Source organism: Caldichromatium japonicum (assembly GCF_011290485.1).
GTDB classification, from domain to species: Bacteria; Pseudomonadota; Gammaproteobacteria; order Chromatiales; family Chromatiaceae; genus Thermochromatium; species Thermochromatium japonicum.
The window spans coordinates 560,369-585,173 of record NZ_CP048029.1 but is presented as its reverse complement, the minus strand read 5'-3'; the positions used below and the strand labels follow the sequence as shown (position 1 = coordinate 585,173).

Sequence of the window (24,805 nt, the reverse complement as noted above, 5' to 3'; positions counted from 1 at the left end):
CAAAGGCCAAGGAAGGCGTATGACGAGGCACTGCCGATGCCTTGGGCCTAGACGGGTGCATCCAACCAGGGCTGTAGCACCGTCAACAACCGTTCGATTGACCCGCAATGGCGGCTGACCAGCTCGCGTCCTGCGGCTCCCATCCGAAACCTTCGATCGGAGGCGGCAAACAATGCCCCCAAACCTTGGGTGAGCGATGGCCCATCAGTCACTTGGAGACAGGCGCCAGCCTCGACGAGGGACTGGATGATGGCAGCAAAGTTAAAGATAGAGGGCCCGATCAGAATAGGGACGCCGACGGCGGCAGCCTCAAGTGGGTTATGTCCGCCCTTGGGTACCAGACTGCCGCCGATAAAGGCAAGGTCGGCAGCGGCCAGAAAGACGGGCAGTTCGCCCATGCTGTCGCCCAGATAGACCGCCTCATGGGGGCTGACTGCGCGAGCCATTGAGCGGCGTACATAGTCGAAGCCCAGGCGTTCAATCAGACGCGCGACCCGGTCGAAGCGTTCGGGATGACGCGGTACCAACACAAGCAGCGCCTCAGGATACAGGGTCAGAAGACGGCGATGGGCAGCCAGGACCTGCTCCTCCTCGCCCTCATGGGTGCTGGCCGCGACCCAAACCGGGCGCTCTACCCCCCACAGCGCCCGGACCCGCTGTGCCTCTTGCATCAGATGGGGCGGCTCAGGGCGATCGAATTTGAGATTGCCGGTCACGCGCACCCGCTCATGCGGCGCCCCTAGGTCAATGAAACGCGCGGCATCGGCAGACGACTGGGCCGCGATCAGGGCAAGATCGTTGAGCATCTCCGGGACCAAGGTACCCAGGAGACGGTAGCGGCGAGCTGAGCGTTCAGAGAGACGGGCATTGACCAGGGCAACGGGGATGGCGCGGCGCTTAAGCTCAGCAAGCAGATTGGGCCAAAGCTCGGTCTCCATGATCAGGACCAGACGCGGTTGCACCTGAGCGAGAAAGCGCGCTACCGTCCTGGGGAGATCAAAGGGCAGATAGCGATGGGCCACCTGCTTCCCAAAGAGCAGGCGTACACGCTCGGCACCGGTCGGGGTCGTCGTGGTCAACAGGAGCGAGGGTGCGCGGGGGGTAGCCAGCAGCCAGCGGATCAGGGGTTCGGCGGCCTGGACCTCGCCCACCGAAACGGCATGGAGCCATATCTCGGCCCTAGGCGCCGGACCCCATCCCAGACGTTCGCCGATACGCTGGCGGTAGGCCGGTTGCAGGCGACCGCGCCACCACAGGCGCACCAAGACCCAAGGCAAGGCCAGATACCACAGCCAGATATAGAGGGTGCGAATCATTGAGGGTGCACAGCTTTGCCCATGTCCATCCGTTCACTACCTGCCCGATGGCGGGATGAGGCGCCAGGAGGCAGCCTGGAGCATCAGGGACTTCATCTCGCGCACTGCCTGTTCCAGCCCAGTAAAGAGGGCGCGGGCGATGATGGCATGACCGATATTAAGCTCGCGCACCCCAGGGATAGCGGCGATCGCCTGGACATTGTGATAGTTAAGCCCATGCCCGGCATTGACCTGAAGCCCAAGCGCAAGCCCCAGTTTGACTGCTGCCCGGATGCGCTCGAGCTGGGCGGCACGCTCAACCGGGGTACAGGCATCTGCATAATGCCCGGTATGGATCTCGATCGCTGGGGTACCGACGGCAGCGGCGGCCTCGACCTGAACCGGGTCGGCATCGATGAAGAGCGAGACCCGGATACCGGCGTCGGTGAGCTGGGCGCAAAACTCGCGCAATTCTTCCGTACGGCCTGCTACCTCGAGCCCCCCTTCAGTGGTCAGCTCTTGGCGCCGTTCAGGGACGAGACAACAATCGGCAGGCCGGATGCGGCAGGCGATGGCTGCCATCTCCGGGGTGACGGCCATCTCCAGGTTCATGCGGGTTTGCAGTATATCGCGCAGGAACTCCACATCGCGATCCTGGATATGGCGCCGGTCTTCGCGCAGATGCAGGGTGATCGCATCTGCACCCGCTTGTTCCGCTATCAAAGCGGCTTGGATCGGCTCGGGATAGCGGGTCCCGCGCGCCTGGCGCAGGGTGGCGATATGATCGATATTGACGCCGAGCAGGATCGCTGACGGCGCAGGTGAAATCATGGGCATGGCAATCTGTACCTTATGATCGTCTCTCAGGGTTTGGGGCAGGGTGCACGGCCAAACCAATGCCGGTGTAACTCACGGCTCTGCATGGGTCTCCCACCCAGGTGCGGGGCAAGGGCATGGCGCAGCAGGTTTCGGGCCTCGCGGCGCTGCACCGGATCGAGGGCATCATCGCGTGCCAAGGCCAAGAGGGTCGCGCCCGAGACCCGCGGACCCTGGGCCCCGGAATCCAGAGCGCGCGGTCCAGACTCGCAATCATAGATATAGACCCGTTCTGGCATGACCGGTGATCCATCATCAGCGACGCGCTCCAGATTCAGGCCATAGCCGAGCTCGGCGAGCAACTGGCACTCGAAGCGGCGCAAGCTACGCTCCAGTTCTGCGCCCTCAGCAAGACCTGCCAGAGCCGCTTGATAAAAGACGAATAACCGGTCATGCGGGTCCTGACGCGCCAAGAGCCGCAACAAGAGCTCATTAAGATAAAAGCCTGACACCAAGGCAGGCCCAATCAAGGCAAACGGGGGACCTGCTGCCTCGACGGCAGTCAGAGTCTTGACCTCGCCCCGTCCGCTGACAGCCAGCCAGAGCGGTTGAAAGGGCTGCAAGAGGGCGCTGGCGATTTGGCGGGGACGGCGCGCCCCCTTGGCGATCGCCGCCAGCCGCCCCTGGCCGATCCCGAAAAGCTCAAGCAAGAGGCTGGTATCACGATAATCACGGCGATGAAGCACAAATCCCAAAAAGAGTGAATGAGACACTGACACCAGCGATCCTCACCCAGGCGAGACTGCAAGCTCAATCCTGATAACCAAGGGCGGCGAGTGCGGTTTCATCGCTTGCCCAGCTCTTTTTGAGCTTGACCCAGACCTGAAGATGCACGGGACAGCCGAAAAACCGCTCCATCTTGAGACGCGACTGGACGGCGCACGCCTTGAGCGCCTCGCCCTGTTTGCCGATGATGATCGCCTTTTGGCTGGGGCGCTCCACCCAGATGAGCGCATGGATGCGGTAGCGCCCACCCTCCTCTTCGAAGCGCTCGATCTCGACAGTAGTCGCATAGGGCAGCTCGTCGGCATAGCGTCGCATCAACTGCTCGCGCACCAACTCAGCGGCAAAGAACCGCTCGGGGCGGTCGCTGAGCTGATCCGGCGGAAAGACCGGATCACCCTCGGGGAGGGCCGAAAGGATCAAGGACTCCAGGTGCGCCAACTGATCGCCCTTGGTCGCCGAGATCGGCACCAGATGCATAAAGGCATGGCGCTCGCTGAGCTCCTGCAAATAAGGCAATAACAGAGTCTTATTGGCGAGCCGGTCGATCTTGTTGACCGCCACGATCGCACGGATATCAGCAGCAACGATCGACTCCAGGGCAAGAGCGTCTTCCTGCGTCCAGCGCCCCGCCTCGACCACGAGCAGGGCCAGATCCGTATCCACAAGTGCGGCACGCGCCGTCCGATTGAGATAGCGGTTGAGCGCATTGTCGCCACGGCGATGGATGCCTGGGGTATCGACGAACAGGATCTGGCCGTCTGGCCGCGTCTTGATCCCTAGGATCGCATGACGGGTGGTCTGGGCCTTATGCGAGGTGATCACCAACTGTTGGCCCAACAGCCGGTTGAGAAGGGTCGATTTACCAACGTTGGGCCGCCCCACGATGGCAACGGTGCCGCAGCGGCTAGGGAGTGGGATCAAGTCAGCCACGGCGCAATAGCTCCAGCATACGTTCGGCCGCCGACTGCTCGGCACGCCGCCGACTCGTCCCCGTGCCTTGGGTCATGAGCTCAGCGTCCTGAAGCTGGCAGCTAACCGTAAAGATCTGATCGTGTTGCTCGCCCTCGATTGCCAGCACCTGATAGTCGGGCAGCGGGCGGCGGGCGCCTTGGAGCCATTCCTGCAAACGGGTCTTAGGGTCCTTGCCCGACTCGCTGGCATCGATCTGGGCAAGGCGACTGGCAAAGCGTTCGAGCACCACGGCGCGCGCGCGTTCGAAACCGGCATCCAAATAAACGGCGCCAAAGACCGCCTCAAGTGCGTCTGCCAGGATCGAATCGCGGGCATGGCCGCCGGTACGCAGCTCGCCCGCCCCCAGACGGAGAACCTCCCCCAGCCTGAGATCGCGCGCCAAGGCCGCCAGCGCTTCGCGCTTGACCAAAGCGGCGCGCATCCGGCTTAACGTCCCTTCGTTGGCCGTCGGAAACCGTTCAAGCAGGATCTCGGCGATCACAAAGCCCAATAAGGCATCGCCTAAAAACTCCAACCGCTCGTTGTTCGCAGCACCAAAACTACGGTGAGTCAGGGCTTGAACAAGCAGATCCTCCCGCTGGAAGCGGTGTCCCAATACCTGGGCAAAGCGCATAAGGTCCGTGTTCACACTTGCGGCGAGACGACGTCAACCTGGTGCTTGAAGATCAATACGGCATCGATATTGAAAAATAGGTGTACCCGATCTTCATATTCGAGGATGAGTTTGAGGCGATTGTCGCCTAACCGCTCGACCTTGAAGTTCTTGGTATCGACGTGGCTGATCGAGTTGATATAGAGCCGCTTTTCGAGCGTATTGATCAGACCGCGTCCGCCGCCATCGCGAGCTGGGTCAAAGCTTTTGGCCGTCTCCTCCATGATCGAGCGCACGGTCCAAAAGCCCTGATACTTTGGACCGAGCTTAAACAACAGGGTCCCGAAGAACGATGCCAAGGCGATGATGATGATCAAGGACAAAAAGCCCAGCCCGCGCTGACGCGCGGGGAGGTGTTCGGTTGTCATGGTTTGCTGCATAGTGCTTAACCTCTGTGGTTAGTGGATGCCGGTCCAAAGACGCGACCAGGCGATGGGTAGGCCCTCGCGCCGTCCGTCCCAGTGCATCCAGATCGCGAATGCCTTGCCGACGAGCTTGTCCTCGGGCACGAACCCCCAGCAACGGCTATCATTGCTGTTGTCGCGATTGTCACCCATGACGAAATAATGGCCTTCTGGGACCTTGACCGGACCCAAAGCCAATACCTGGCAGCCAAAGGGCAGGTTAGGCGCATTGGGGCGAGTCAGGATGGCATGATCAACGCCACCTAGATGCTCGATCGCCTCGTGCGCCCCGGTCATCTCGCGGCCTGAGCCTACCCCGATATAGGTCCCGACCGGTTCCTGGGCGATGGCTTCGCCGTTGATATAGAGGGTTTTTTGATGATAGTCGATCAGATCGCCCGGTACCCCGACAATCCGCTTGATGTAATCGGTGCGCGGATCGAGCGGAAACTTAAAGACCACCACATCGCCGCGTTGGGGCTCGCCAATGTCGAGGAACTTCACATTCAGCACCGGCAACCTCAGACCATAGGCGAATTTATTGACTAGGATGAAATCGCCCGTCAATAAGGTCGGCATCATCGAGTTGGAGGGGATGCGAAAGGGCTCGACGAGGAATGAGCGCAATACCAAGACCGCGAAGATCACCGGAAAGAAGGAGCGGGCATATTCGACGATTACCGGCTCCTTGCCGAGCGCTGCCCCTGTCGCTGGCACCGCTGTACCCTGACTGGCTGCCGCCACTGCCGCTCGCCGGCGCGGGGCAAACAAAAGCACATCGATCAACCAGATGCCCCCCGTCACCGCGGAGGCCAAGACGAGAAAGGCCGGGAAATCGAAGGTCATATGATTTCAATATCTCCTTGCGGGGATGAACAGGCGGATGCCGAGCCGAGCTTGGTTTATTCCTTATTGCTTTGCAGCACGGCCAAGAATGCCTCTTGCGGAATATCGACCCTGCCGACCTGTTTCATGCGTTTTTTGCCTTCTTTCTGTTTTTCCAATAATTTGCGCTTGCGGGTCACGTCGCCGCCATAGCATTTAGCGGTGACATTCTTGCGCAAGGGTTTGACCGTGCTGCGCGCGATGATCTTGGAGCCGATGGCCGCTTGGATCGCAACCTCGAACATCTGGCGCGGGATCAACTCTTTGAGGCGTTCGGTGATCTCGCGCCCGCGGCCTTGCGCCTGGGAGCGATGCACGATCAGGCACAGGGAATCGACCCGCTCACCATTGATCAGGATATAGAGCTTGACCAGGTCGGCAGCCTGGAAGCGCTTGAACTCGTATTCAAAGGAAGCAAAACCGCGGCTGCATGACTTGAGCCGATCGAAGAAGTCGAGCACGACCTCGCTTAAGGGCAATTCATAGACGACCTGGACCTGTCCCCCGAGATATTGGATGTTCTTTTGTACCCCGCGCTTCTCGATGCAGAGGTTGATCACGGCGCCGAGATGATCCGGAGGGGTGAGGATATGGGCCTCGATGATCGGCTCGCGGATCTCGGCGATCTGCGAGGGGTCGGGTAGATCCGCTGGGTTCTCGATGCGCAGGATCTCGCCATTGGTGCGCAAGACCTCATAGACCACGGTCGGGGCGGTGGTGATAAGGTCGAGGTCGTATTCGCGCTCCAGCCGCTCCTGGACGATCTCCATGTGCAAGAGCCCAAGAAAGCCGCAGCGAAAGCCAAAGCCCAGCGCCTGGGAAACCTCTGGCTCATAATGCAGGGCAGCATCGTTAAGGCGCAGCTTACCAAGCGCCTCGCGCAGGTCTTCATAATCATCCGAGACCACGGTATAGAGTCCGGCGAAAACCCTGGGCTGCATCTCCTTGAATCCAGGCAGCTTTTCGCCTGGACGCTCAGGTGAGGTGATGGTATCGCCTACCGGGGCACCATCGATCTCCTTGATCCCAGCGATCAGATAACCGACCTCACCTGGCCCCAGGGCGCTGCGCTCGCATTTTTTGGGAGTAAAGACCCCGACTGTATCCACCTGATAGATGCGACCGGTGGACATGACCAGGATGCGATCGCGTGGGCGGATCAGCCCGTTCATCACCCGCACCAATGACACCACGCCGACATAGGGATCGAACCAGGAATCGATGATCAGCGCCTGCAGCGGCGCCTCGCGATCACCCTTGGGCGGCGGGATGCGGGCCACCAACGCCTCCAAGAGCCCCTGGACCCCCTCTCCGGTCTTGGCGCTGACCCGCAAGGCATCCTGGGCATCCAGGCCGATGATCTCTTCGATCTCCTTGATCACCCGCTCGGGATCGGCGGATGGCAGGTCGATCTTATTCAGGACGGGAACGACCTCTAGCCCCTGATCGATCGCGGTATAGCAGTTGGCGACGCTTTGGGCCTCGACCCCTTGGGCCGCATCCACCACCAGCAGGGCACCTTCGCAGGCCGCGAGCGAGCGCGAGACTTCATAGGAGAAATCCACATGCCCCGGCGTATCGATGAAATTGAGCTGATAGACCTGCCCGTCGCGCGCCTGATAATTGAGGGTGACGCTTTGCGCCTTGATAGTGATCCCGCGCTCGCGCTCGATGTCCATCGAATCCAAGACCTGGCTGGACATCTCCCGCTCGCTCAAGGCCCCGCAAAGCTGGATGAAACGGTCGGCAAGCGTGGATTTGCCGTGATCGATATGGGCGATGATCGAAAAATTGCGAATATGCTTCAGGTCAGTCATCAAGCTCTTAGCAGGACATCGACAAATCGCGAGGGGCAGCGTTCAAGCGGATGATGATAACAAAACAATGGCGCCTTGGTCCTCGGCGGACAACAAGGCGCCTGCTCTGAGCAAAGAAGAACGCCTGTTTTACGGCTTGGGCAGTTTGAAGGCGTAAAACATCCGGCTGTCACCGCGCTGGATCAAAACCGCCACAGCGCGCCCGGGCTCGATCTTCTCCAGGATACGATCGAAATCGGCACGGTTGCTTACAGGTTGATTGTCGAGCATCAAGATGACATCGCCCCCGGCAAGACCGACGGCAGCAGCTGGGCCCCGCTCGACCGACTCGATCAAGACACCGCCGTCCACCTCGAGCTGACGGCGTTCATCGGCAGTCAGATCGCGCACGACCAACCCCAAGCGATTGGCACTCGGTTTATCGCTGCCTTTGTCATTGGAGGCGAGCTGATCCTCGTCGGGTAACTCCTCGATCTTGATCGTCAGTTCGATCTGTTTGCCCTGACGCAAGACAACAAGCTTGGCGCTCTCGCCCACATGGGTCGCGCCGACCAGGGGGGGCAGGCTACTAGAGGTCGGGATCTCGCGCCCATTGTATGACAGGATCACATCGCCTACTTGCAAACCCGCAGCCGCCGCCGGGCTATTGGGCAGGACCTTGGCGATCAGGGCGCCGCGCGGCTGGGGCATGCCAAATGACTCGGCCAATTCACGGGTCACATCCTGGATCAATACCCCCAACCAGCCGCGGCTGACCCGGCCCTTGGTTTTGAGCTGCTCGACCACATCCATCGCCACCTCGATGGGGATGGCAAACGACAGGCCCATAAAACCGCCGGTGCGGCTATAGATCTGGCTATTGACCCCCACGACCTCCCCCTTGAGATTGAACAGGGGACCGCCCGAATTGCCTGGGTTGATCGCGACATCGGTCTGGATGAAGGGCACATAGTTTTCACTCGGCAGGCTGCGTCCCTTGGCACTGACGATGCCAGCGGTAGCCGAGGACTCAAAGCCAAAGGGTGACCCGATGGCCAAGACCCATTCACCGACCTCCAGATCCTTGCTCGAACCGATATGCACCTTGGGGATGTTCGTCGCCTCGACCTTGAGCAAAGCGATATCACTGCGTTTATCGCTGCCGATCACCTTGGCGATGAACTCGCGCCGGTCGCTGGTACGCACGATGATTTCGTCGGCGCCCTCGACAACATGCGCATTGGTCAGGACATCGCCATCCGCCGAGATGAAGAAGCCAGAACCCAGAGAGCGTCCCTGAATATCGTCTTCAGGTAAGGGACCGTCCTCGCCGAAGAAATGCCGGAAGAACTCCTCGAGCGGGCTACCGTCGGGAAGCTTGGGCATCGGCAGATCACGCAAACGACGCGGGATGGAGGTTGACTGCTTGGTGCTGATATTGACCACCGCCGGCCCGTTTTCAGCGACCAGACTGGTGAAATCCGGCAGCTCCTTGGCCAAGGCTGACCCACTGAGCAGGATACCGATCAACACAAGAGAAGACAGACGCGATAGGAATCCGTATGACATGGCGACTCCAAGTGCTGAACACATTGATTGTTAAAACCAATCAGCGGGGATAGCGGTCTTAAGCATCATCCAGGCGCCTGAGGATCACGGGCTGATGCGCTGGTTGACGGGCCAGCCGCAAACTGTAAATGCCGAGTAACCAGAATGCTAGCCCCAGGCCGCTCAGGGCGCCTAGGATGCTGGCAGGCCCGGCATGCGGACCGCCCAGGCGCTCGCCGAGGACTGCGCCCAGGATGAGGGCAGCAGCGGGCATCAGATAGGCCAGTGCCGTCAGCCGCAGCATCACCCCCGTTGCCAATCCAAGCGCGACCCGTTCGCCGACCCGAGCGCCGATCGGATTATGGACACGCAGCACCGAGTCATGGCCTGGAAACAACCGCGCGATCATGGCGGTGCCGCAAGCTCCCTGAGCCCCACATTGCCCACAGGCGGCCTGACGCATAGCGGAGACCTGCGCCCATTCGCCTTCGACGGCGATGACAGTGGCAGCCTCCTCGATCATGGCCGATCACCCTGGGAAGCAATGCGGTGTACAGCGGCGACCGATGCCTCGACCGTCATCTGCGGCACCTCACCGACGGCAATGATCTGATAATCGCCCAGGCGCCGACCTGCTGCATGGACCGAACCGATACTGGCCGGTCCCTCGAGCGCGTCCGCGCTGGCCAGCTCGATATAGACCGAATAGGAGGAGAGGCGATCGGTAAAGAGAAAATGCTCGGCCACGGTCCCCTCAGGTTGGGTGATGCGCCGCTCCATCACGAGGGTAAAGCCCGCGGGTTGGGGATCGAAGCGCCAGGCGCTACTCGTTGCCGTGGCGGGGGCGCGGCGGATGGAGGGAGTCGGCTGAGGGGGGATCGCGGGCAACTGCAAGGCCGGATGGATATTGATCGTGGTGAACATGAGCTGTTCCAGCGGCTCTTGCTGCCGGTCGATCAGGTCGGATTTGAGCGGCAGGGCCGTGGTGCGGTCGATATAAAAACGATAACCATAGCGCAGATCGTCCTTGGGCAGGATCCCGACGACCTCGGTCTCACGCCCGGCGATGCGTGAGACACCCAGATATTCGATCTGGTAATAAGCCCTTAAAGACTCTGGATCGATCCCTTCGGTATCCAGCACCCCGGTGCCGCCAGTGCGCTCGACCGAGATCGGTCGCCCATCGGGGAGCACGCAATTGAGGCGGTCGGCGCCGCGCGCCACGGCGCGGATCGGTCCGCTGAGCGCAATCAGGCGCTCAGCGATCTGGCCGTCGCGAATCCGGTGATCGAGACTCAGGGTCTCGAGATGATTTTGATGGAGATAGACGACGATCCCATCGTAATCGAGTGAGCGCAGGGCCTGATTCATGCGGGCGAGCAGGATCTCAGGTGGGGCCGAGGGTTCCGTTGGCCCTTCGGCGCCGACACCCCAGGCCGCTAGTAAGCAGAGCAGGGCGAGGCCGCGTCTCGCCCAACGCTCAGCGGCCGACGGGATGACTGACGAGCGTGACATAAGGCAGAAATCCTTGAGCTGCAGTTGCTGGGGCTGCGGCCTGATGGGTGACAAGATAGCGGTCCAGCTTGCTGGCAAACTCGGGGCGCTCGATCTGCCAGCGCTGCACTTCGGGTGACTGTTGAGGCAGACGCGCGGCAAGGGAGGGGGAGGTCTGCAGCCTGGATCGATCTTGCATTATCAGCGGCAGGGCCAGCACCGCGACCAGGACTACAGAGGCCGCGAGCGCCCACGTGGTTAGCCGGTGTGGGGCATGGCGCGGCCAGGGATGGATCTGTGCCGGTGTGCCGATGACCGGTGCGGTCTGCACGACCGACCGCACCCGCTCGGCCAGAATCCGTACCCCCGGGTCGATGCCCTCACCGCGCAATGCCTGGCCGATGAGCGCATAACGCTCCCAGCAAGCGCGCAGCGCAGGATCGGAGGCAACTGCATCGAGCAGGTCATTGATCTGCTGCTCAGCCAGTTCACCGTCCTGCAATTCAGAAAGCCGTTGTCGGTACTCCTCGCTCATGGTTCTCAAGCCCCTGCTGATCGTCTTTGGATGGAGCGCCCGCCACAAGGGGCGCTGAACAGCTCGTTCAGCCAGTATTTAGTCCTCGAGCAGGGCCTTGAGCCGTTTATCGATCGCCTCCCGTGCGCGGAAGATCCGCGAGCGCACGGTTCCAATCGGGCACTTCATCGCTGTAGCGATCTCTTCATAGCTCATGCCCTCGATCTCGCGCAGGACTAGCGCGGTCCGCAACTCGTCGGGCAGATCGTCGAGGGTATGCTGGACCTTCATCGCAATCTCCTCGCTTAAGAGATGGCGTTCAGGTGTCGCATGCTCACGCAACCGTCCGCCGATATCCAATTGTTCAGCCAGTTCGGCCTCGATGTCTTCACCCGGCGGACGCCGCCCCTGGGTCGCTAGGTGGTTCTTGACCGTATTCACGGCGATCCGGTAGAGCCAGGTGTAAAAGGCGCTCTCGCCGCGAAAACTTGGTAAGGCGCGATAGGCCTTGATGAACGCCTCCTGGGCGATATCCAGGATCTCGTCCGTATCACGCACATAGTGTGCGATAAGCCCGGCAATCTTTTGCTGGTATTTGATCACCAGGAGATCAAAGGCGCGCTTGTCGCCTTGCTGAGCCCGTCTCACCAGCTCTTGATCGGTGTGGCGCTCAGGCATCCCGCCAACCCGCTTGTGCTAGTAAGCCTGACTCAAGAGCGATTGACCACCCGCTGATGAATAAGTTCTTGGCTAAGGTCAAATCTAACGACACCTGTTTTTTGGGGTGAGGCACGAACACTTGATCCAAGGCGGAAAATCGACAACCTTACAGCTTTATGACAGCGACAGCGCAGGTCAGTCACCATGTCAGCAGCCAGTCCCCTCTACCGCCACGACGTCCTGATCCTGGGCAGCGGCGCTGCAGGCTTGAGCCTTGCCTTACGCCTCGACCCACATCTTTCGGTCGGACTCGTCTCCAAGCGTGAGCTCAAGGAAGGCAGCACCCTCTATGCCCAAGGCGGGATCTCGGCGGTCCTCGATGCCCATGACTCCATTGAATCGCATGTCCAGGACACCCTCAAGACGGGCGCTGGGTTGTGCGATCCCGAGGTGGTGCGCCATGTCGTAGCGCGCGGCCCTGACAATATCCGCTGGCTTCTCGACCAAGGGGTGGAGTTTACCCGAGATAGCGAAAACGGCGGGGGGTATCACCTGACCCGCGAGGGGGGGCATACCCATCGGCGAGTGGTCCATGCCGCGGATGCCACCGGCCGCGCGATCGCCACGACCCTCGAGGCCCAGGCGCGCGCACGTACCAATGTGACGATCTATGAACACCACATCGCCGTCGATCTGATCACCAGCCGCCACCTGCCAGAGAGCAGCGACCATCGCTGTCTGGGCGCCTATATCCTAGATCTCAAGACCGGCAAGGTCGAAACCTTTCTCGCTCGATTCGTGGCGCTCGCCACCGGCGGGGCCAATAAGGTCTATCTCTATACCAGCAATCCCGACGTCTCGACGGGGGATGGGATCGCCATGGCCTGGCGGGCGGGCTGCCGGGTGGCGAACATGGAGTTCATGCAGTTCCATCCCACCTGTCTTTATCACCCAGAGGCGCGGTCGTTCTTGATCACCGAGGCCCTGCGCGGCGAGGGCGCACGTCTCCTTCTGCCCAATGGCGAGCCTTTCATGCATCGCTTCGACCCGCGCACCGAGCTTGCCCCGCGCGACATCGTGGCCCGCGCCATCGATCACGAGATGAAACGCTTAGGGAGCGCCTGTGTCTATCTCGACATCTCGCACCGCCCCGCCGATTTCATCATCGAGCACTTCCCGACCATCCATCAGCGCTGCCTGGAGCTTGGGATCGACATCACCCGCGAGCCGATCCCCGTGGTGCCGGCGGCGCATTACACCTGCGGCGGGGTAATAGTCGACCGCCAGGCGCATACCGACCTCCCCGGGCTCTATGCCATCGGCGAGACGGCCTATACGGGATTGCATGGTGCCAACCGCATGGCCAGTAATTCGCTCTTGGAATGCCTGGTCTATGCCGAATCCGCAGCCGCCGACATCAGCCGGCGGATCGCGGAGGTCCCGCCGCCCCCCGAGGCCCCGCCCTGGGACGAAAGCCGGGTCACCGAGCCCGATGAGGAGGTGGTGGTGGCGCACAACTGGGAGGAACTCAGGCGCTTCATGTGGGACTATGTCGGGATCGTGCGCACCAACAAGAGGCTTTATCGCGCCAAGCACCGGGTCGATCTCCTCGCGCACGAAGTGGTCGAGTATTACAGCCACTTTCGGGTCAGCAACGACCTGATCGAGCTTCGCAACCTCATCGAGGTGGCCGACCTCATCATCCAATCGGCACTGAGGCGACGCGAAAGCCGCGGGCTGCATTACACCCTCGACTATCCTTTCAAGGACCCGAGTCAACGCCAGCCGACGATCCTGATCCCCGATCATTACCGCCCGCGCAAGATGTAGGGTACGCATTGCGTACCCTCCCTCGACGCCGTCTCAGCAAGCATCCCGGCGAAAGCCAATCCATAGACAACACAGCTCGAACCTCACAAGACTTTGATCACCCGCTTCAGGGCGGGATCTTGCGGGTCATTCTCGATACGAAAGCCGAGGGACTTTACCAGAGCGAGCATGCGGGTGTTGACCGCCAGGACGTCACCCTCCATGGTGCGAAAGCCGCGCGAGCGGGCGTTTTGCATAAGCGAGCGCATCAGGCGCGAACCGATCCCCAGATTACGATGCTGGTCCGAAACCACGATGGCAAACTCGCAGCTCTCGCCGCCTGGCCGGCCCATATAGCGCGCGACCCCAACCTCGATCTCGGCGTTGCCCTCCTTCATGACCCCGATCAGGGCCATCTCGCGGTCGTAATCGATCTGGGTGAAGCGCACCAGCATCTCGGGCGTCAACTCCTTGATCGCCTGCATGAAACGGAAATACTTGGTCTGTTCGGACAGACCGCGGACGAATGCCTGTTCCATCTCGGCATCCTCGGGGCGGATCGGGCGGATGATCAGATCCCGACCATCAGGGAGCTGGACGCATTCGATCAGATGGCTAGGATAGGGATGGATGGCCATGTGGCCATAGGGGGGGAGCTGCGGCGGGCGATAATCGACCTTGATGCGCACATCGACCGCGATCACCTCCTTGTCGTTGCCGATCAGCGGATTAATGTCCATGGCGATGATCTCAGGGAGCTCGCAGACCATCTCCGAGACGCGCTGGAGGATGCGCGCGAGCGCTACCCGGTTCATCGGCGGCATGTGCTGAAAGGCGCCCATCAGCCGCGCGATCCGCGTATGGTCGATCAGGGTCTCGATGATAAAGGCATTGAGCGGTGGAAGTGCTAGCGCCCGATCACCGAGGATCTCGAAGGTGGCGCCACCGGCGCCGAAGGCGATTACCGGACCGAAGATCTTGTCGCGAAAGACCGCGATCATCAGCTCGCGGGCCGCACGGGTAGCCACCATGCGCTCGACCGTGACCCCATCGAGGCGGGCCTCGGGACGCAGACGGCGGGCGCGTTCTAGGATCTCGGTAAAGGTACGGCGCACCGATTGAGCATCGTCGATATTGAGCCTGACCCCATCGACGTCTGACTTGTGCTCAAGGTCGGGCGAGCTGATCTTCATGACCACCGGCAGGCCCAAGGATTCAGCGGACATCAGCGCCTCGTTCGGGGTACGGGTCAAGATCGCCTGCATTGTCGGGATGCGAAAGGCCGCCAGGATCGCCTTGGCCTCGACGGTCCCCAAGACCTTGCGCCCCTCGGCCATCACCCCCTCGATGATCAGGCGCGCTCCCTCGACGTCTGGCGGGTCCTCGTAGGAGAGCGGCGCCGGCGATTGCATCAAGAGTTTTTGATTACGTTGATGTGCGGCCAGGAACGATAGGGCTTCGATCGCCGTTTCAGGACTGTCGAAATGCGGGAGATTCTGTTGAGAGAGCAGAGTCCGCGCCTCCTGGACACGCTCACCCCCCATCCAACAGGCGAGCACCGGCTTGCGGCTATCGCGCGTGGCTTCGACAACCTGTTGGGCCGCGGTCAACGGATCGGCAAAGACCAGAGGGGAAAAGATGCACAGCACCCCATCGACCTCGGGATCAGCAAGACAGGCGGTCAAGGCAGCGCGATAACGCTCGGGCGTGGCATCCCCGATGATGTCGATGGGGTTGCCATGCGACCAATGATCGGGAAGGACCTGTTCGAGGGTCTGACGGGTCTTGTCCGAAAGGGTCGCCAGACGTAGTCCGAGCTCGACCGCGCGGTCAGCGGCGAGCACCCCGGGGCCGCCGCCATTGGTGATGATGGCGATGCGATCGCCATGCAGGCGCCGCCGCGCCCCAAAGACCTGAGCAGCGGCAAAGAGCTGTTCCAGGTTGCCCACCTGCACCACACCCGCCCGCTCGGTGACCGCCCGAAAGACCTCGGCCGAGCCGACGAACCCACCGGTATGCGACTTGATCGCCCGCGTACCGGCCGGATGACGCCCAGCCTTGACGACCACGACGGGTTTGATGCGGGCCGCGGCGCGCAGACCGCTCATGAAATGACGGGCATTGCGCACCCCCTCGACATAGAGCAGGATGCACTGGGTCTGGGGATCGAGCGCCAGATAGTCCAGGACATCCCCGAAATCGACATCCGCCGCTGCACCCAAAGACACGACCACCGAAAAGCCCACCCCGCGCGACTCGGCCCAGTCGATCATGGCGGTGCAGATCGCACCCGATTGCGAAACCAGGGCCACATTGCCGCGGCGCGGCAGGTGTTCAGCAACACTTGCATTCAGCGCATGCTGGGGGCGTATCACCCCTAGACAATTCGGCCCCATGACCCGGATGCGGTTGCGCCGCGCCGCCTCGACCATCCGCTCCTGTAACGCCAACCCTATCTCGCCGCGCTCGGCAAACCCAGCCGAATAGACCACTGCTGCCTTGACGCCATAGCTGCCGCACTGATCGAGCACCGCAGGCACCTGATCGGCGGGGATCGCAATCAAAGCGAGATCGATCTGCTTGTCGATCTCGCTCAAGTGCTTATAGCAGGGGTGGTCCAGAATCTGGGCATATTTGGGATTGACGGCGTAGCACTGTCCCTTATAACCGCCAGCAAGCAGGTTGCGAAAGACCAAGCCGCCGATCGAAGTGGGCTGCTCGCTTGCACCGAAAACCGCGACCGCCGTGGGGGTGAAGAGTTGATCGATGTCGGTCAAACGCATAGGAGGATTCGCGCGTATCGGTTCTTTCCGGAGGGGTGCGGGATGCCATTGCCCAACCTCTGCATCTCTCATTGTCTGCCCCGCCCTTGGGCGGTGCTCAGAAACAGGCGACGGGATGGCGCCGTTCGGATCGCCGGCCCTCACAGCACGTTCGCCGTTTTGCACAGTCGGCGCAAGCGAGCGGAAGATGCTAACTAAGGTATCCGCAAGCCAGTTGAACAGGGTCGTCCCTTTAAAACATTGTTAGATGAATCCCCGTTTTGCAAAATGATGACAGGGTCCCTGCTCGGAGAAACTGGCCCAGCGGCGTCAGATATCGTCTGCAGGCCCTTCCCGCACTGGGACACCGTACACCACCCGCAAACGGGCACGAGTCAACATCCACGCAGGGTGCTCTCGTCATGAATCTGGCATTTATTTCACATCCTGTTTGCCGCGAACATCGCATGGGCGCCCATCATCCCGAATGCCCAGAGCGCCTGTCTGCGATCCAGGACCGGCTGATCGCCGCGGGCATCGAGATGCTCTTGACCCATTATGATGCACCACCGGCCAGTCTCGAACAGATCGCCCGCGTCCATGACCTGGACTATATCGAGATGATCCGGTCGGCTGCCCCCCGGGTCGGTGATGTCCTGGTATGGATCGATGGCGACACCGCCATGAATCATCGCACCTTGGAGGCGGCCTTGCATGCCGCCGGCGCTGCCATCCTTGGCGTCGATCTGGTGTTGGCAGGGCGCCATCATGCTGCATTCTGCGCCATCCGCCCGCCAGGACACCATGCTGGACGGGCGAGCGGCAGCGGCTTTTGTCTCTTCAACAATGTCGCCATCGCCGCTCTTCATGCCCTGGAACAGCATGGACTCCAGCGGGTCGCCATCGTCGATTTCGATGTCCACCACGGCAATGGCACCGAGGAGATCGTACTCAACGACGAGCACATCCTCTTTTGCTCGAGCTTCCAACACCCCTTTTATCCAGGGACTGGAGCTGACACCTGCGCCCCCAATGTCATCAATCTACCCCTGCCCGCGCGTACCGATGGTCAGGCATTCAAGGCCGCGGTCGAGTCGAGATGGCTGACAAGGGTCGATGAGTTCGCGCCACAACTCATCCTGGTCTCGGCGGGCTTCGACGGTCATGCCGAGGACGACATGGCGCACTTCAATCTACGCGAGGCCGATTACGCCTGGATGACGCGCGAACTCAAACGCATCGCCGAGCGGCATGCCCAAGGGCGGATCGTTTCCTGTCTCGAAGGCGGCTATGCATTGTCGGCCTTGGGAAGGTCGGTCGCCGCCCATCTCGATGCCTTGTTGGGTCATTGAGCCTTAGGAGACGGGCTAGACAGGGTTAGATGCCGATGGGCGCCGGCACCCCAAAACTAGCAGGGTAGGCGCTACCAGTGCCCATCCCATCTGCTTACCTTAAATCAGACGCACCCGCGCGAAGCGGTGTTTTCCGACCTGATAGACGTGTTCGCTGCCGCGGGCGCACAGGTGGCGGGGATTGGAGATGCGTTCGCCATCGATCCGCACCGCCCCTTGCTGTACCATGCGGATGCCCTCTGAGGTGCTGGCGACCAGACCTGCCGCCTTGAGCAGATAGCCAAGCGACATTCCGCTATCCTCGGCGCAGCTAAGCTCCAATTGCTCTATCTCTTCGGGCATCTGCCCCTTTTGGAAGCGGGCGATGAAGGATTCCTGGGCGCGGCGCGCCTGCTCTGCGCCGTGAAAGCGCCCGACGAGTTCTAAGGCTAATTCAAACTTGATGTCGCGCGGATTGGCGCCCTCTGCTACAGCTTGGCGCATGGCGACGATCTCGGAGAGATCGCGGAAGCTCAAGAGCTCAAAATAACGCCACATCAGCTCGTCCGAGATCGACATCAGCTTGCCGAACATCTCCTCGGGAGGGTCGGTGATCCCCACATAGTTGCCGAGCGATTTCGACATCTTTTGAACGCCGTCCAAACCCTCGAGGAGCGGCAGGGTGATGACGACCTGAGGCTCTTGGCCATAGTCCTCTTGGAGCTGGCGGCCCATCAGGAGATTGAACCTTTGATCGGTCCCGCCGAGCTCGACGTCGGCGCGGAGCACCACCGAGTCATAGCCCTGGAGGAGCGGATAGAGGAACTCGTGGATCGCGATCGGCTGGCCGGATTTGTAGCGCTTGGCAAAGTCTTCCCGCTCCAGCATGCGGGCAACGGTCTGGCGCGCGGCCAACTGGATTAGACCCGTGGCACCCAGTTGATCCAGCCACTGGCTGTTGAAGAGGACCTGGGTCTTGGCGGGGTCTAAAATGCGAAAGACCTGATCCTTATAGGTCTGGGCATTGCGCTCGACCTCTTCGCGCGAGAGCGGCTTGCGGGTTGCGCTTTTGCCCGTAGGGTCTCCGATCATGGCGGTGAAGTCGCCGATCAAGAACAGGACCTCGTGCCCAAGCTCCTGAAACTGGCGCAGCTTGTTAAGGAGCACGGTATGACCCAGATGGAGGTCGGGGGCCGTCGGGTCAAAACCGGCCTTGATGCGTAAAGGACGCCCTTCCTCAATTTTCTTACGCAAGGCGTCTGGCAACAAGATCTCCTCGGTCCCGCGATGGATGAGGACCAGCGATCGCTCAATAGGATCCATGATAGTGGGATCAATCTGCATCTTGGCAGCAAAGGGTCAAAAACACCAAAATATCTAAGACTAGCAAGATCGCTATTCATCCCTCAAGGATCAAGCCTTGTTTGCTGGATATCCATCTGACTACACTAGGGCATTATAGGTTTTGGTGGGCGATTTGGCGCCTTCAGCTGGGATTTTTGGTGATGCGCGACTATCAATTTCAACGCACGACTTGGAGGCCACAGCGCCAGCGCCGTCCATTTGTGCGTTTCTTGATACAGATCTTGATCCTTGCCGTCGCGGCGGGTACGGGTTATACCCTTTTTGACTATTTCGGGGTACACGTAAGCTTGGGCAAGACATCCACTAATATCATTCCACTCCAGATACCGCCCAAGCCAGGATCTTATTGATGCACAATATTGTTTTATCTCAGTCAGGCATCAAATCCCGATCTTGTGCAGTAGCCTACAACATCGAGGGAGGATTTTATTGATAAGAAACACATGCTTTTGAAATTGAGCGAGCTGTCCTGATGTCGTGGGCATGGAAAGACGAGACATGAGATTGCTGTCGTTTGCGGCGCGCGAAGAGCGGCGGCGTAGCTGGACGTATGAAGCGATAGGCGCGCAGAGGGGATTGTTGGGCGCAGGGGTGTTCGACATCTGCAAACGCTATGGGCGCGAAGGGGCCCAAGGGCAAGCGGGGTAGGCGCAAGGTGGGCGAGAAGCGGGCGCTGTTGGCGGAGCAGGACGCCCAGATACGCAAGCTCATGTGCGACGGGACACCGGATGAGCTGAAGCTGCCGTTTGCGCTGTGGAGCCGGCAGGCGGTGCGGCAGTTGATCCTCGACCGTTTTGGCATCGAGCTCAGGCCGCAGGGGGAGGGCAAGTACATGGTGCGCTGGGGATTGACGCCCCAGAAACCGATTCGGCGCGCCTATGAGCAAAGCCCGCCGGCGGGCAAGACGTGGCTTGAGGAGATCTACCCGGACATTGCCCGGCGCGCCAAGGCCGAGGGCGCCGAAATCCACTGGGGCGATGAAACGGGGCTGCGCTCGGACGAGGTGCGCGGCAAGGTGCGTCGGAAGGCGTTCGCGGGGGCGATGAACGCCGACATCCTGATCGACTTCATGAAGCGGCTCGTCAAGGACGCCAGGGGCAAGAAGATCTTCCTCATCCTCGACAACCTGCGCGTGCATCACACCAAGCCAGTCAAGGCCTGGCTGGCTGCATGCGCCAATCAAATCGAGGCCTCCTCCCTCCCCTCCTACAGCCCAGCACTGAACCCCAACGAGATGCTCAAGGCCACCATCACCGCGCAGGCGCCCTCCCGCACCAAGGGCGATCTGAAGAAGGCGACCGTCAGCCACCTGCGCCGCCTTCTCAATTCCCCCCAACGCATCATGCGCTACTTCCAGCATCCCAAGCTCCATGATGCCGCGTAATATAAATTCATTGGTTTCGGATCAATAAGGAGAATATCGTCCTATGCCGCCTGCTCAGAGCCTTCTCATTGGCCTGCTCGCCCTCTTCCTACCCGGCCTGGCCCTGGCCTTTGGCGGGGGAGCTCCGGATCATTCGGCGATCGATCTCACCGACCACACCATCGGTTATCTAGCACTGCTGATCTTTGTGATCGCCTATGCATTGGTCGTCTTGGAAGAGTTTCTCCATTTGCGCAAGTCCAAACCCGTGATCATCGCGGCTGGACTCATCTGGTGTTTGATCGCCTATGCCTATCTTCAGCAGGGCCAACCCGAGATCGCCGGTGTGTCCGTGCGCCATACCCTGCTCGAATACGCCGAGCTCATGCTCTTTCTCCTGGTCGCCATGACCTATATCAATGCCCTTGAGGAGCGTGGCGTCTTCGAAGCCCTGCGCGCCTGGATCATCCGCAAGGGATTTGGTTTCCGTGCCCTGTTCTGGATGAGCGGCACCCTTGCCTTTTTCATCTCTCCCTTTGCCGACAATCTGACCACGGCGCTTCTGATGTGCGCAGTGGTGATGGCGGTCGGCGGCGATAACCGGACCTTCATCACCCTAGCCTGTATCAATATCGTGGTGGCCGCCAATGCCGGCGGGGCCTTTAGTCCCTTCGGCGACATCACCACCCTCATGGTATGGCAAAAGGGCGTGGTCGATTTCTTTAGCTTCTTTAAGCTGTTCATCCCCTCGGTGGTCAATTATTTGATCCCTGCGATCTTGATGACCTTCGCCGTGCCACGGATCAAGCCCTCCGCCCAAGAGGATGGTGTCTATATGAAACGGGGGGCACGGCGTATCATGGTGCTGTTTTTATTGACCATCGCTACCGCCGTTAGCGTCCATCATTTCCTGCATCTGCCACCGGTCATCGGGATGCTCACCGGGCTCGGGTATCTGCAGCTCTTCGGCTACTATCTGAAACGGACCCACAACCTTTGGCAGAGCCGTAACGAAGACCGCGCCGCCCTGGTCGGCGACATGACCCCCTTCGATGTCTTCAACAAGGTCGCACGCGTCGAATGGGATACCCTGTTGTTCTTTTATGGCGTGGTCCTATGCGTCGGCGGTCTGGGGCAGATCGGTTATCTCGCCCTGGTCTCGGATGTGATCTATCACCAATGGGGGCCGACCCTGGCCAATGTCGCGGTCGGTCTGCTGTCGGCAGTGGTCGATAACATCCCGATCATGTATGCAGTCCTCACCATGATGCCGGACATGAACCAGACCCAGTGGCTCTTAGTGACCCTGACTGCTGGGGTCGGCGGTTCGCTGCTCTCGATCGGCTCGGCGGCAGGTGTGGCCTTGATGGGTCAGACGCGCGGCGCCTATACCTTCTTCGGCCATCTCGAATGGACCCCGGCGATCGCCCTAGGCTTTTTGGCGAGCATCGCCGTCCATTTCTGGATCAATGGCTAAGGTGCCCTGCGCCTATCTTTGCTCCCTCCTTGACAGGAGGGAGCGCGATCCCATCCCGGCGGCGCCGTGGACAATGGATCGACGCGCGATTAAACTTATCCGCCTGCTGCCCAAAGTATTCGGAGAGGTGCCGGAGTGGCCGAACGGGCCTGACTCGAAATCAGGTGTACGCGCAAGCGTACCGTGGGTTCGAATCCCACCCTCTCCGCCAATCCCCTCACGCAAATCTTTGTTTGCAAAGGGGAAAAGCCAAGGCCATGCGATAATCTACCCCAGCTGATATCTACTCCAGCTATTATCTACTCCAGCTATCGAACTGGCCTTGTAAGATGGATCTTAGCCTTAGCGATCCCCTCTTTCGGCGCTGCCGCCTGTTTCCCCCTCAGGCTAGGAGGCCCAGTCGATCGGCGCCGCGATGATGGCCTCGATCTCTTCTCTTTCAGCCTGGATGCCATTCTGGCTAACAGGGTAAACAACCTTTCCTTCCCGCTGCACCTCTAGGGTGTATTCTCAATCAAGTCAATCAGGCGATGGTGCAAGCCAGATAAACGAACGACAGGGAAGACGAGGCGAGCTTGTCGTAGCGCGTGGCGATGCGTCTGAATTGCTGGATGCGACAGAAGAAGCGCTTGATCAGATTGCGGTTTTTGTAGAGATGCCGGTTGAACGAGCGCGGATTGAGTCGGTTGGAGCGTGGGGGGATGACCGCCTGGCTGCCCTGTGCGGTCACCGTTTCGACAAGGGCATCCGAGTCGTAACCCTTGTCGGCAATGACGCACTCGGTCGGTTGGTCCTGGATCAACGCCGCGGCCTGCTCGATGTCGGCGACCTGCCCTGCCGAGAGAATGACGCGCAGCGGATTGCCCAAGGCATCCACCGCAACGTGCAGTTTGGTCGTCAACCCGCCCCGCAAGCGACCGATTTCCTGTTGGCCCGCTTTTTTTGGGGCGCCAGCAGAATGTGAGTGGGCGCGCACGATGGTCGAGTCGATGAACAGATGCTCCATGTCGGCATCGCCTTGCAGTGCGGCGGCCACGCGCTCCCAAACACCTTTCTCGCGCCAGCGCGAGAAACGCACATATGTCCGGTGCCAGTGGCCCAGCTCGGCTGGCAAATCGCGCCACAGACAGCCGGTGCGCATGATCCAGAGCACGGCTTCGACAACGCGCCGGTTGTCCCTCGCTGTGCAACCCGGATCGCTCTTCTTCCCCGGTAACAGCTGCTCAATGCGTGCCCACCGCTCATCTCATAACATCTTCCGCTCCATCCTGACTCCTGCGCAAAAGTCAGGATATGACCAGACTTCACCCACTGTGAACAGCCCCTCGCCATGTCAGTGACTGTGAACGATTTATGCAACCTCGCTTGCATATGACATAGCACTATGCGCACGATTGAGAAGAGGACCTAGATCAGCGATGCGCAAAGAAACATCCTGATGCCCTGGCCGAGCCTGTGGCCTGGAGACGGGACCGTATCGACTGCCATCATCGCCGTCTGGTGCATAATGGCCTGGAACGCGATCTACTTGCGGATCGCCCGCATCACGGCGGGCCCATCACCAAAGATCTTCCGGTGCACTGAGTCTTTGATACTGATCTGTAGCTCGCGCGCGCACAGGATGCGCATTGGGCGCTCGGCGGCGTGCATCAGCAGCATTCGAGCAAAAGTGTGAGATTTCGCCGATCCGCGGCCGCCCCAGGCGACTTTGTAGCGCGCCGGACGCTGGAACTCGCTGGCCCAGGGCGGAAGCTGAATGCCTAGATTATCACCGCGCGCACGGGCGCGAGCACGGCGGCGCAGCTCCTGCTCGGCGCGAGCTTGGAGGATGGCGATATGCTGGGCGCGGCGGATGGCGGGCGTGCTCATGCGGAATCGGCGGCGATGCGTTCCCGCCCATTCTGCTGTCACGACATTGGCCTCAACCGAGGCCCGGAATCTTGCCCCGCGCTAGCGCTTTCAGCTGCTCGTCTGAGAGCTTGGTGACATCCGGCAATGGCGGCGGCTCGTCCAGGCCCCAGGCTTTGCGCTCGCCTTCCTGTTGAATCTTGGTCGTCTCGGCCGTGGTCTTGGCCAAGCGCATGCGCTGGTCGGCCTTGATCGGATCACTCTGGCGCAGTTGCAGCGCCTCCTGGCGCAACACGGCCACCTGACGCCATTCCTGGCGGTGCCGTGCCAGCACCTCGGCACGCTTGTCCTCGGCGTTCTGACGGGCCTGATACGCCTCCGTGAGGCGGTCGACCTTCGGCGCCGGAGTCTCTGGCGGCGGCGGTGGAGGCGGAGCCGGCGAGCCGTCAGGCTCGACCAGTCGATCGGCTTTGCGATGCGCCGCCTGCACCACGCCGGCCAGACCACTATGCCGCTCCCATTTCTCGGCGATCTGTCGGTTGTAGATTGTCTGCCGCGACGGAAGCTGGAAGCCGTGCTTTTCCGCCGCCCGTCGCGCGGCTTCCCACGGCGTTGGCTCGTCGGGGTCGTACTCATAGGAACGCCGGATGGCCTCCCACTCGGCGGCCTGAAGACGAACGCCGTATGGCATCGCAGATTACCCTCGGCTGTAAGGCGCCGGACGCTGGAGACGCGCCATGGCGCGCCAGACTATGAGATAGGCATCGTGCAGCGCCTGGTCATCAACACTAGATTTGAAGTTGTCGTAGTCGATGCCGATCACCTCGCGCGCCACGGCTTCGGCGACCACCTGCTCCGGCACGATGGCGCGAAACAGGTAGTCACTCCTGACGGTGCGCTTGACCTCCGCGTCCGGCCACAGTTTTTCGAGATCCCCTTCGCGCCGGGCACGCACCAGTAGATGACCGGGCGGCAGGTCTTTCGTGCGCACGATGGAGTAGAAGCCCTGATTGAGGCATAGCCACATA

The 24,805-nt window shown here is 60.8% G+C and carries 22 protein-coding genes, 1 tRNA gene and 1 pseudogene; 5 read left to right on the top strand and 19 right to left on the bottom strand.

Features of this window, described 5'->3' with window-relative positions:
- Positions 1 to 47: 47 nt before the first annotated feature.
- The 13 genes from waaA to rpoE form a co-directional block, all read right to left on the bottom strand.
- Positions 48 to 1,316, bottom strand: coding sequence for a lipid IV(A) 3-deoxy-D-manno-octulosonic acid transferase (waaA, locus tag GWK36_RS02875; RefSeq protein ID WP_166269890.1), 1,269 nt, complete (start codon positions 1,314 to 1,316; stop codon positions 48 to 50).
- Positions 1,317 to 1,352: 36 nt separating this feature from the next.
- Entirely contained in the window at positions 1,353 to 2,126 is a 774-nt protein-coding gene (pdxJ, locus tag GWK36_RS02870) for a pyridoxine 5'-phosphate synthase (RefSeq protein ID WP_166272392.1), read from the bottom strand.
- A gap of 32 nt (positions 2,127 to 2,158) precedes the next feature.
- Positions 2,159 to 2,884, bottom strand: a complete 726-nt coding sequence (gene recO, locus GWK36_RS02865) for a DNA repair protein RecO (RefSeq protein ID WP_343033130.1) — start codon at positions 2,882 to 2,884, stop codon at positions 2,159 to 2,161.
- 37 nt (positions 2,885 to 2,921) lie between these two features.
- Positions 2,922 to 3,818, bottom strand: coding sequence for a GTPase Era (gene era, locus GWK36_RS02860; protein WP_166272390.1), 897 nt, complete (start codon positions 3,816 to 3,818; stop codon positions 2,922 to 2,924).
- Between the two features lies 1 nt (position 3,819).
- Positions 3,820 to 4,497, bottom strand: coding sequence for a ribonuclease III (gene rnc, locus GWK36_RS02855; RefSeq protein WP_166269888.1), 678 nt, complete (start codon positions 4,495 to 4,497; stop codon positions 3,820 to 3,822).
- A complete protein-coding gene (locus tag GWK36_RS02850; RefSeq protein WP_246237634.1) occupies positions 4,494 to 4,889 on the bottom strand; it encodes a DUF4845 domain-containing protein in 396 nt (131 codons plus the stop codon). Before GWK36_RS02850 ends, rnc begins: the two co-directional genes overlap by 4 nt.
- A gap of 30 nt (positions 4,890 to 4,919) precedes the next feature.
- Positions 4,920 to 5,771: a signal peptidase I gene (gene lepB, locus GWK36_RS02845; protein WP_166269886.1), complete on the bottom strand. Its 852-nt coding sequence runs from the start codon at positions 5,769 to 5,771 to the stop codon at positions 4,920 to 4,922.
- A 56-nt stretch (positions 5,772 to 5,827) separates the two neighbouring features.
- Positions 5,828 to 7,627 (bottom strand): translation elongation factor 4, encoded by a 1,800-nt coding sequence (gene lepA, locus GWK36_RS02840; RefSeq protein WP_166269885.1) that lies wholly within the window; start codon positions 7,625 to 7,627, stop codon positions 5,828 to 5,830.
- Positions 7,628 to 7,756: 129 nt separating this feature from the next.
- Complete coding sequence (locus GWK36_RS02835) at positions 7,757 to 9,175, bottom strand: DegQ family serine endoprotease (RefSeq protein ID WP_166269884.1); 1,419 nt, start codon at positions 9,173 to 9,175, stop codon at positions 7,757 to 7,759.
- A 58-nt stretch (positions 9,176 to 9,233) separates the two neighbouring features.
- Positions 9,234 to 9,677, bottom strand: a complete 444-nt coding sequence (locus GWK36_RS02830; RefSeq protein ID WP_166269883.1) for a SoxR reducing system RseC family protein — start codon at positions 9,675 to 9,677, stop codon at positions 9,234 to 9,236.
- Positions 9,674 to 10,669: a MucB/RseB C-terminal domain-containing protein gene (locus tag GWK36_RS02825; protein ID WP_166269882.1), complete on the bottom strand. Its 996-nt coding sequence runs from the start codon at positions 10,667 to 10,669 to the stop codon at positions 9,674 to 9,676. Before GWK36_RS02825 ends, GWK36_RS02830 begins: the two co-directional genes overlap by 4 nt.
- Entirely contained in the window at positions 10,635 to 11,183 is a 549-nt protein-coding gene (locus GWK36_RS02820; RefSeq protein ID WP_166269881.1) for a sigma-E factor negative regulatory protein, read from the bottom strand. The genes GWK36_RS02825 and GWK36_RS02820 overlap by 35 nt, the downstream gene beginning before the upstream one ends.
- Before the next feature lie 78 nt (positions 11,184 to 11,261).
- Positions 11,262 to 11,840, bottom strand: coding sequence for an RNA polymerase sigma factor RpoE (rpoE, locus tag GWK36_RS02815; protein WP_166269880.1), 579 nt, complete (start codon positions 11,838 to 11,840; stop codon positions 11,262 to 11,264).
- Positions 11,841 to 12,026: 186 nt separating this feature from the next.
- Between rpoE and nadB the strand changes: the two genes are divergently transcribed.
- Entirely contained in the window at positions 12,027 to 13,652 is a 1,626-nt protein-coding gene (nadB, locus tag GWK36_RS02810; RefSeq protein WP_166269879.1) for an L-aspartate oxidase, read from the top strand.
- Positions 13,653 to 13,735: 83 nt separating this feature from the next.
- Here nadB and GWK36_RS02805 read toward each other — a convergent pair whose 3' ends face one another.
- Entirely contained in the window at positions 13,736 to 16,414 is a 2,679-nt protein-coding gene (locus GWK36_RS02805) for a bifunctional acetate--CoA ligase family protein/GNAT family N-acetyltransferase (protein ID WP_166269878.1), read from the bottom strand.
- Between the two features lie 401 nt (positions 16,415 to 16,815).
- Here GWK36_RS02805 and GWK36_RS02800 point away from each other — a divergent pair, with 401 nt between their 5' ends.
- Complete coding sequence (locus GWK36_RS02800; protein ID WP_166269877.1) at positions 16,816 to 17,745, top strand: histone deacetylase family protein; 930 nt, start codon at positions 16,816 to 16,818, stop codon at positions 17,743 to 17,745.
- 99 nt (positions 17,746 to 17,844) lie between these two features.
- Here GWK36_RS02800 and tyrS read toward each other — a convergent pair whose 3' ends face one another.
- Entirely contained in the window at positions 17,845 to 19,047 is a 1,203-nt protein-coding gene (gene tyrS / locus GWK36_RS02795) for a tyrosine--tRNA ligase (RefSeq protein WP_166269876.1), read from the bottom strand.
- A 525-nt stretch (positions 19,048 to 19,572) separates the two neighbouring features.
- On the opposite strand from tyrS, the pseudogene GWK36_RS02790 reads away from it, so the two are divergent.
- The 3 genes and pseudogenes from GWK36_RS02790 to GWK36_RS02780 all read left to right on the top strand — a co-directional run bounded on the left by GWK36_RS02790 (position 19,573) and on the right by GWK36_RS02780 (position 22,140).
- Positions 19,573 to 20,473: pseudogene (locus GWK36_RS02790) on the top strand (winged helix-turn-helix domain-containing protein).
- A gap of 43 nt (positions 20,474 to 20,516) precedes the next feature.
- Positions 20,517 to 21,929 (top strand): sodium:proton antiporter NhaD, encoded by a 1,413-nt coding sequence (gene nhaD, locus GWK36_RS02785; RefSeq protein WP_166269875.1) that lies wholly within the window; start codon positions 20,517 to 20,519, stop codon positions 21,927 to 21,929.
- 121 nt (positions 21,930 to 22,050) lie between these two features.
- Positions 22,051 to 22,140, top strand: a tRNA-Ser gene (locus GWK36_RS02780).
- A 312-nt stretch (positions 22,141 to 22,452) separates the two neighbouring features.
- Here the strand turns inward: GWK36_RS02780 and GWK36_RS02775 are convergent.
- The 4 genes from GWK36_RS02775 to GWK36_RS02760 form a co-directional block, all read right to left on the bottom strand.
- A complete protein-coding gene (locus GWK36_RS02775; protein ID WP_246237772.1) occupies positions 22,453 to 23,157 on the bottom strand; it encodes an IS5 family transposase in 705 nt (234 codons plus the stop codon).
- A 296-nt stretch (positions 23,158 to 23,453) separates the two neighbouring features.
- Entirely contained in the window at positions 23,454 to 23,798 is a 345-nt protein-coding gene (locus GWK36_RS02770) for a phage terminase large subunit (protein WP_166269874.1), read from the bottom strand.
- A gap of 52 nt (positions 23,799 to 23,850) precedes the next feature.
- Positions 23,851 to 24,468 (bottom strand): hypothetical protein, encoded by a 618-nt coding sequence (locus tag GWK36_RS02765; RefSeq protein ID WP_166269873.1) that lies wholly within the window; start codon positions 24,466 to 24,468, stop codon positions 23,851 to 23,853.
- A 6-nt stretch (positions 24,469 to 24,474) separates the two neighbouring features.
- On the bottom strand, positions 24,475 to 24,804 hold the full coding sequence (locus GWK36_RS02760; protein WP_210756837.1) for a hypothetical protein: 330 nt from the start codon (positions 24,802 to 24,804) through the stop codon (positions 24,475 to 24,477).
- Position 24,805 lies beyond the last annotated feature (1 nt).

Excerpts from the sequence above, each read along its gene's own strand:
- GWK36_RS02760 (WP_210756837.1), bottom strand. The coding sequence starts at position 24,804 with ATGTGGCTATGCCTCAATCAGGGCTTCTACTCCATCGTGCGCACGAAA.
- tyrS (WP_166269876.1), bottom strand. The coding sequence starts at position 19,047 with ATGGATCCTATTGAGCGATCGCTGGTCCTCATCCATCGCGGGACCGAG.
- waaA (WP_166269890.1), bottom strand. The coding sequence starts at position 1,316 with ATGATTCGCACCCTCTATATCTGGCTGTGGTATCTGGCCTTGCCTTGG.
- GWK36_RS02850 (WP_246237634.1), bottom strand. The coding sequence starts at position 4,889 with ATGACAACCGAACACCTCCCCGCGCGTCAGCGCGGGCTGGGCTTTTTG.
- GWK36_RS02805 (WP_166269878.1), bottom strand. The coding sequence starts at position 16,414 with ATGCGTTTGACCGACATCGATCAACTCTTCACCCCCACGGCGGTCGCG.
- nadB (WP_166269879.1), top strand. The coding sequence starts at position 12,027 with ATGTCAGCAGCCAGTCCCCTCTACCGCCACGACGTCCTGATCCTGGGC.
- GWK36_RS02835 (WP_166269884.1), bottom strand. The coding sequence starts at position 9,175 with ATGTCATACGGATTCCTATCGCGTCTGTCTTCTCTTGTGTTGATCGGT.
- GWK36_RS02800 (WP_166269877.1), top strand. The coding sequence starts at position 16,816 with ATGAATCTGGCATTTATTTCACATCCTGTTTGCCGCGAACATCGCATG.
- lepA (WP_166269885.1), bottom strand. The coding sequence starts at position 7,627 with ATGACTGACCTGAAGCATATTCGCAATTTTTCGATCATCGCCCATATC.
- lepB (WP_166269886.1), bottom strand. The coding sequence starts at position 5,771 with ATGACCTTCGATTTCCCGGCCTTTCTCGTCTTGGCCTCCGCGGTGACG.
- pdxJ (WP_166272392.1), bottom strand. The coding sequence starts at position 2,126 with ATGATTTCACCTGCGCCGTCAGCGATCCTGCTCGGCGTCAATATCGAT.
- GWK36_RS02820 (WP_166269881.1), bottom strand. The coding sequence starts at position 11,183 with ATGAGCGAGGAGTACCGACAACGGCTTTCTGAATTGCAGGACGGTGAA.
- GWK36_RS02825 (WP_166269882.1), bottom strand. The coding sequence starts at position 10,669 with ATGTCACGCTCGTCAGTCATCCCGTCGGCCGCTGAGCGTTGGGCGAGA.
- GWK36_RS02765 (WP_166269873.1), bottom strand. The coding sequence starts at position 24,468 with ATGCCATACGGCGTTCGTCTTCAGGCCGCCGAGTGGGAGGCCATCCGG.
- nhaD (WP_166269875.1), top strand. The coding sequence starts at position 20,517 with ATGCCGCCTGCTCAGAGCCTTCTCATTGGCCTGCTCGCCCTCTTCCTA.
- GWK36_RS02770 (WP_166269874.1), bottom strand. The coding sequence starts at position 23,798 with ATGAGCACGCCCGCCATCCGCCGCGCCCAGCATATCGCCATCCTCCAA.
- GWK36_RS02830 (WP_166269883.1), bottom strand. The coding sequence starts at position 9,677 with ATGATCGAGGAGGCTGCCACTGTCATCGCCGTCGAAGGCGAATGGGCG.
- rpoE (WP_166269880.1), bottom strand. The coding sequence starts at position 11,840 with ATGCCTGAGCGCCACACCGATCAAGAGCTGGTGAGACGGGCTCAGCAA.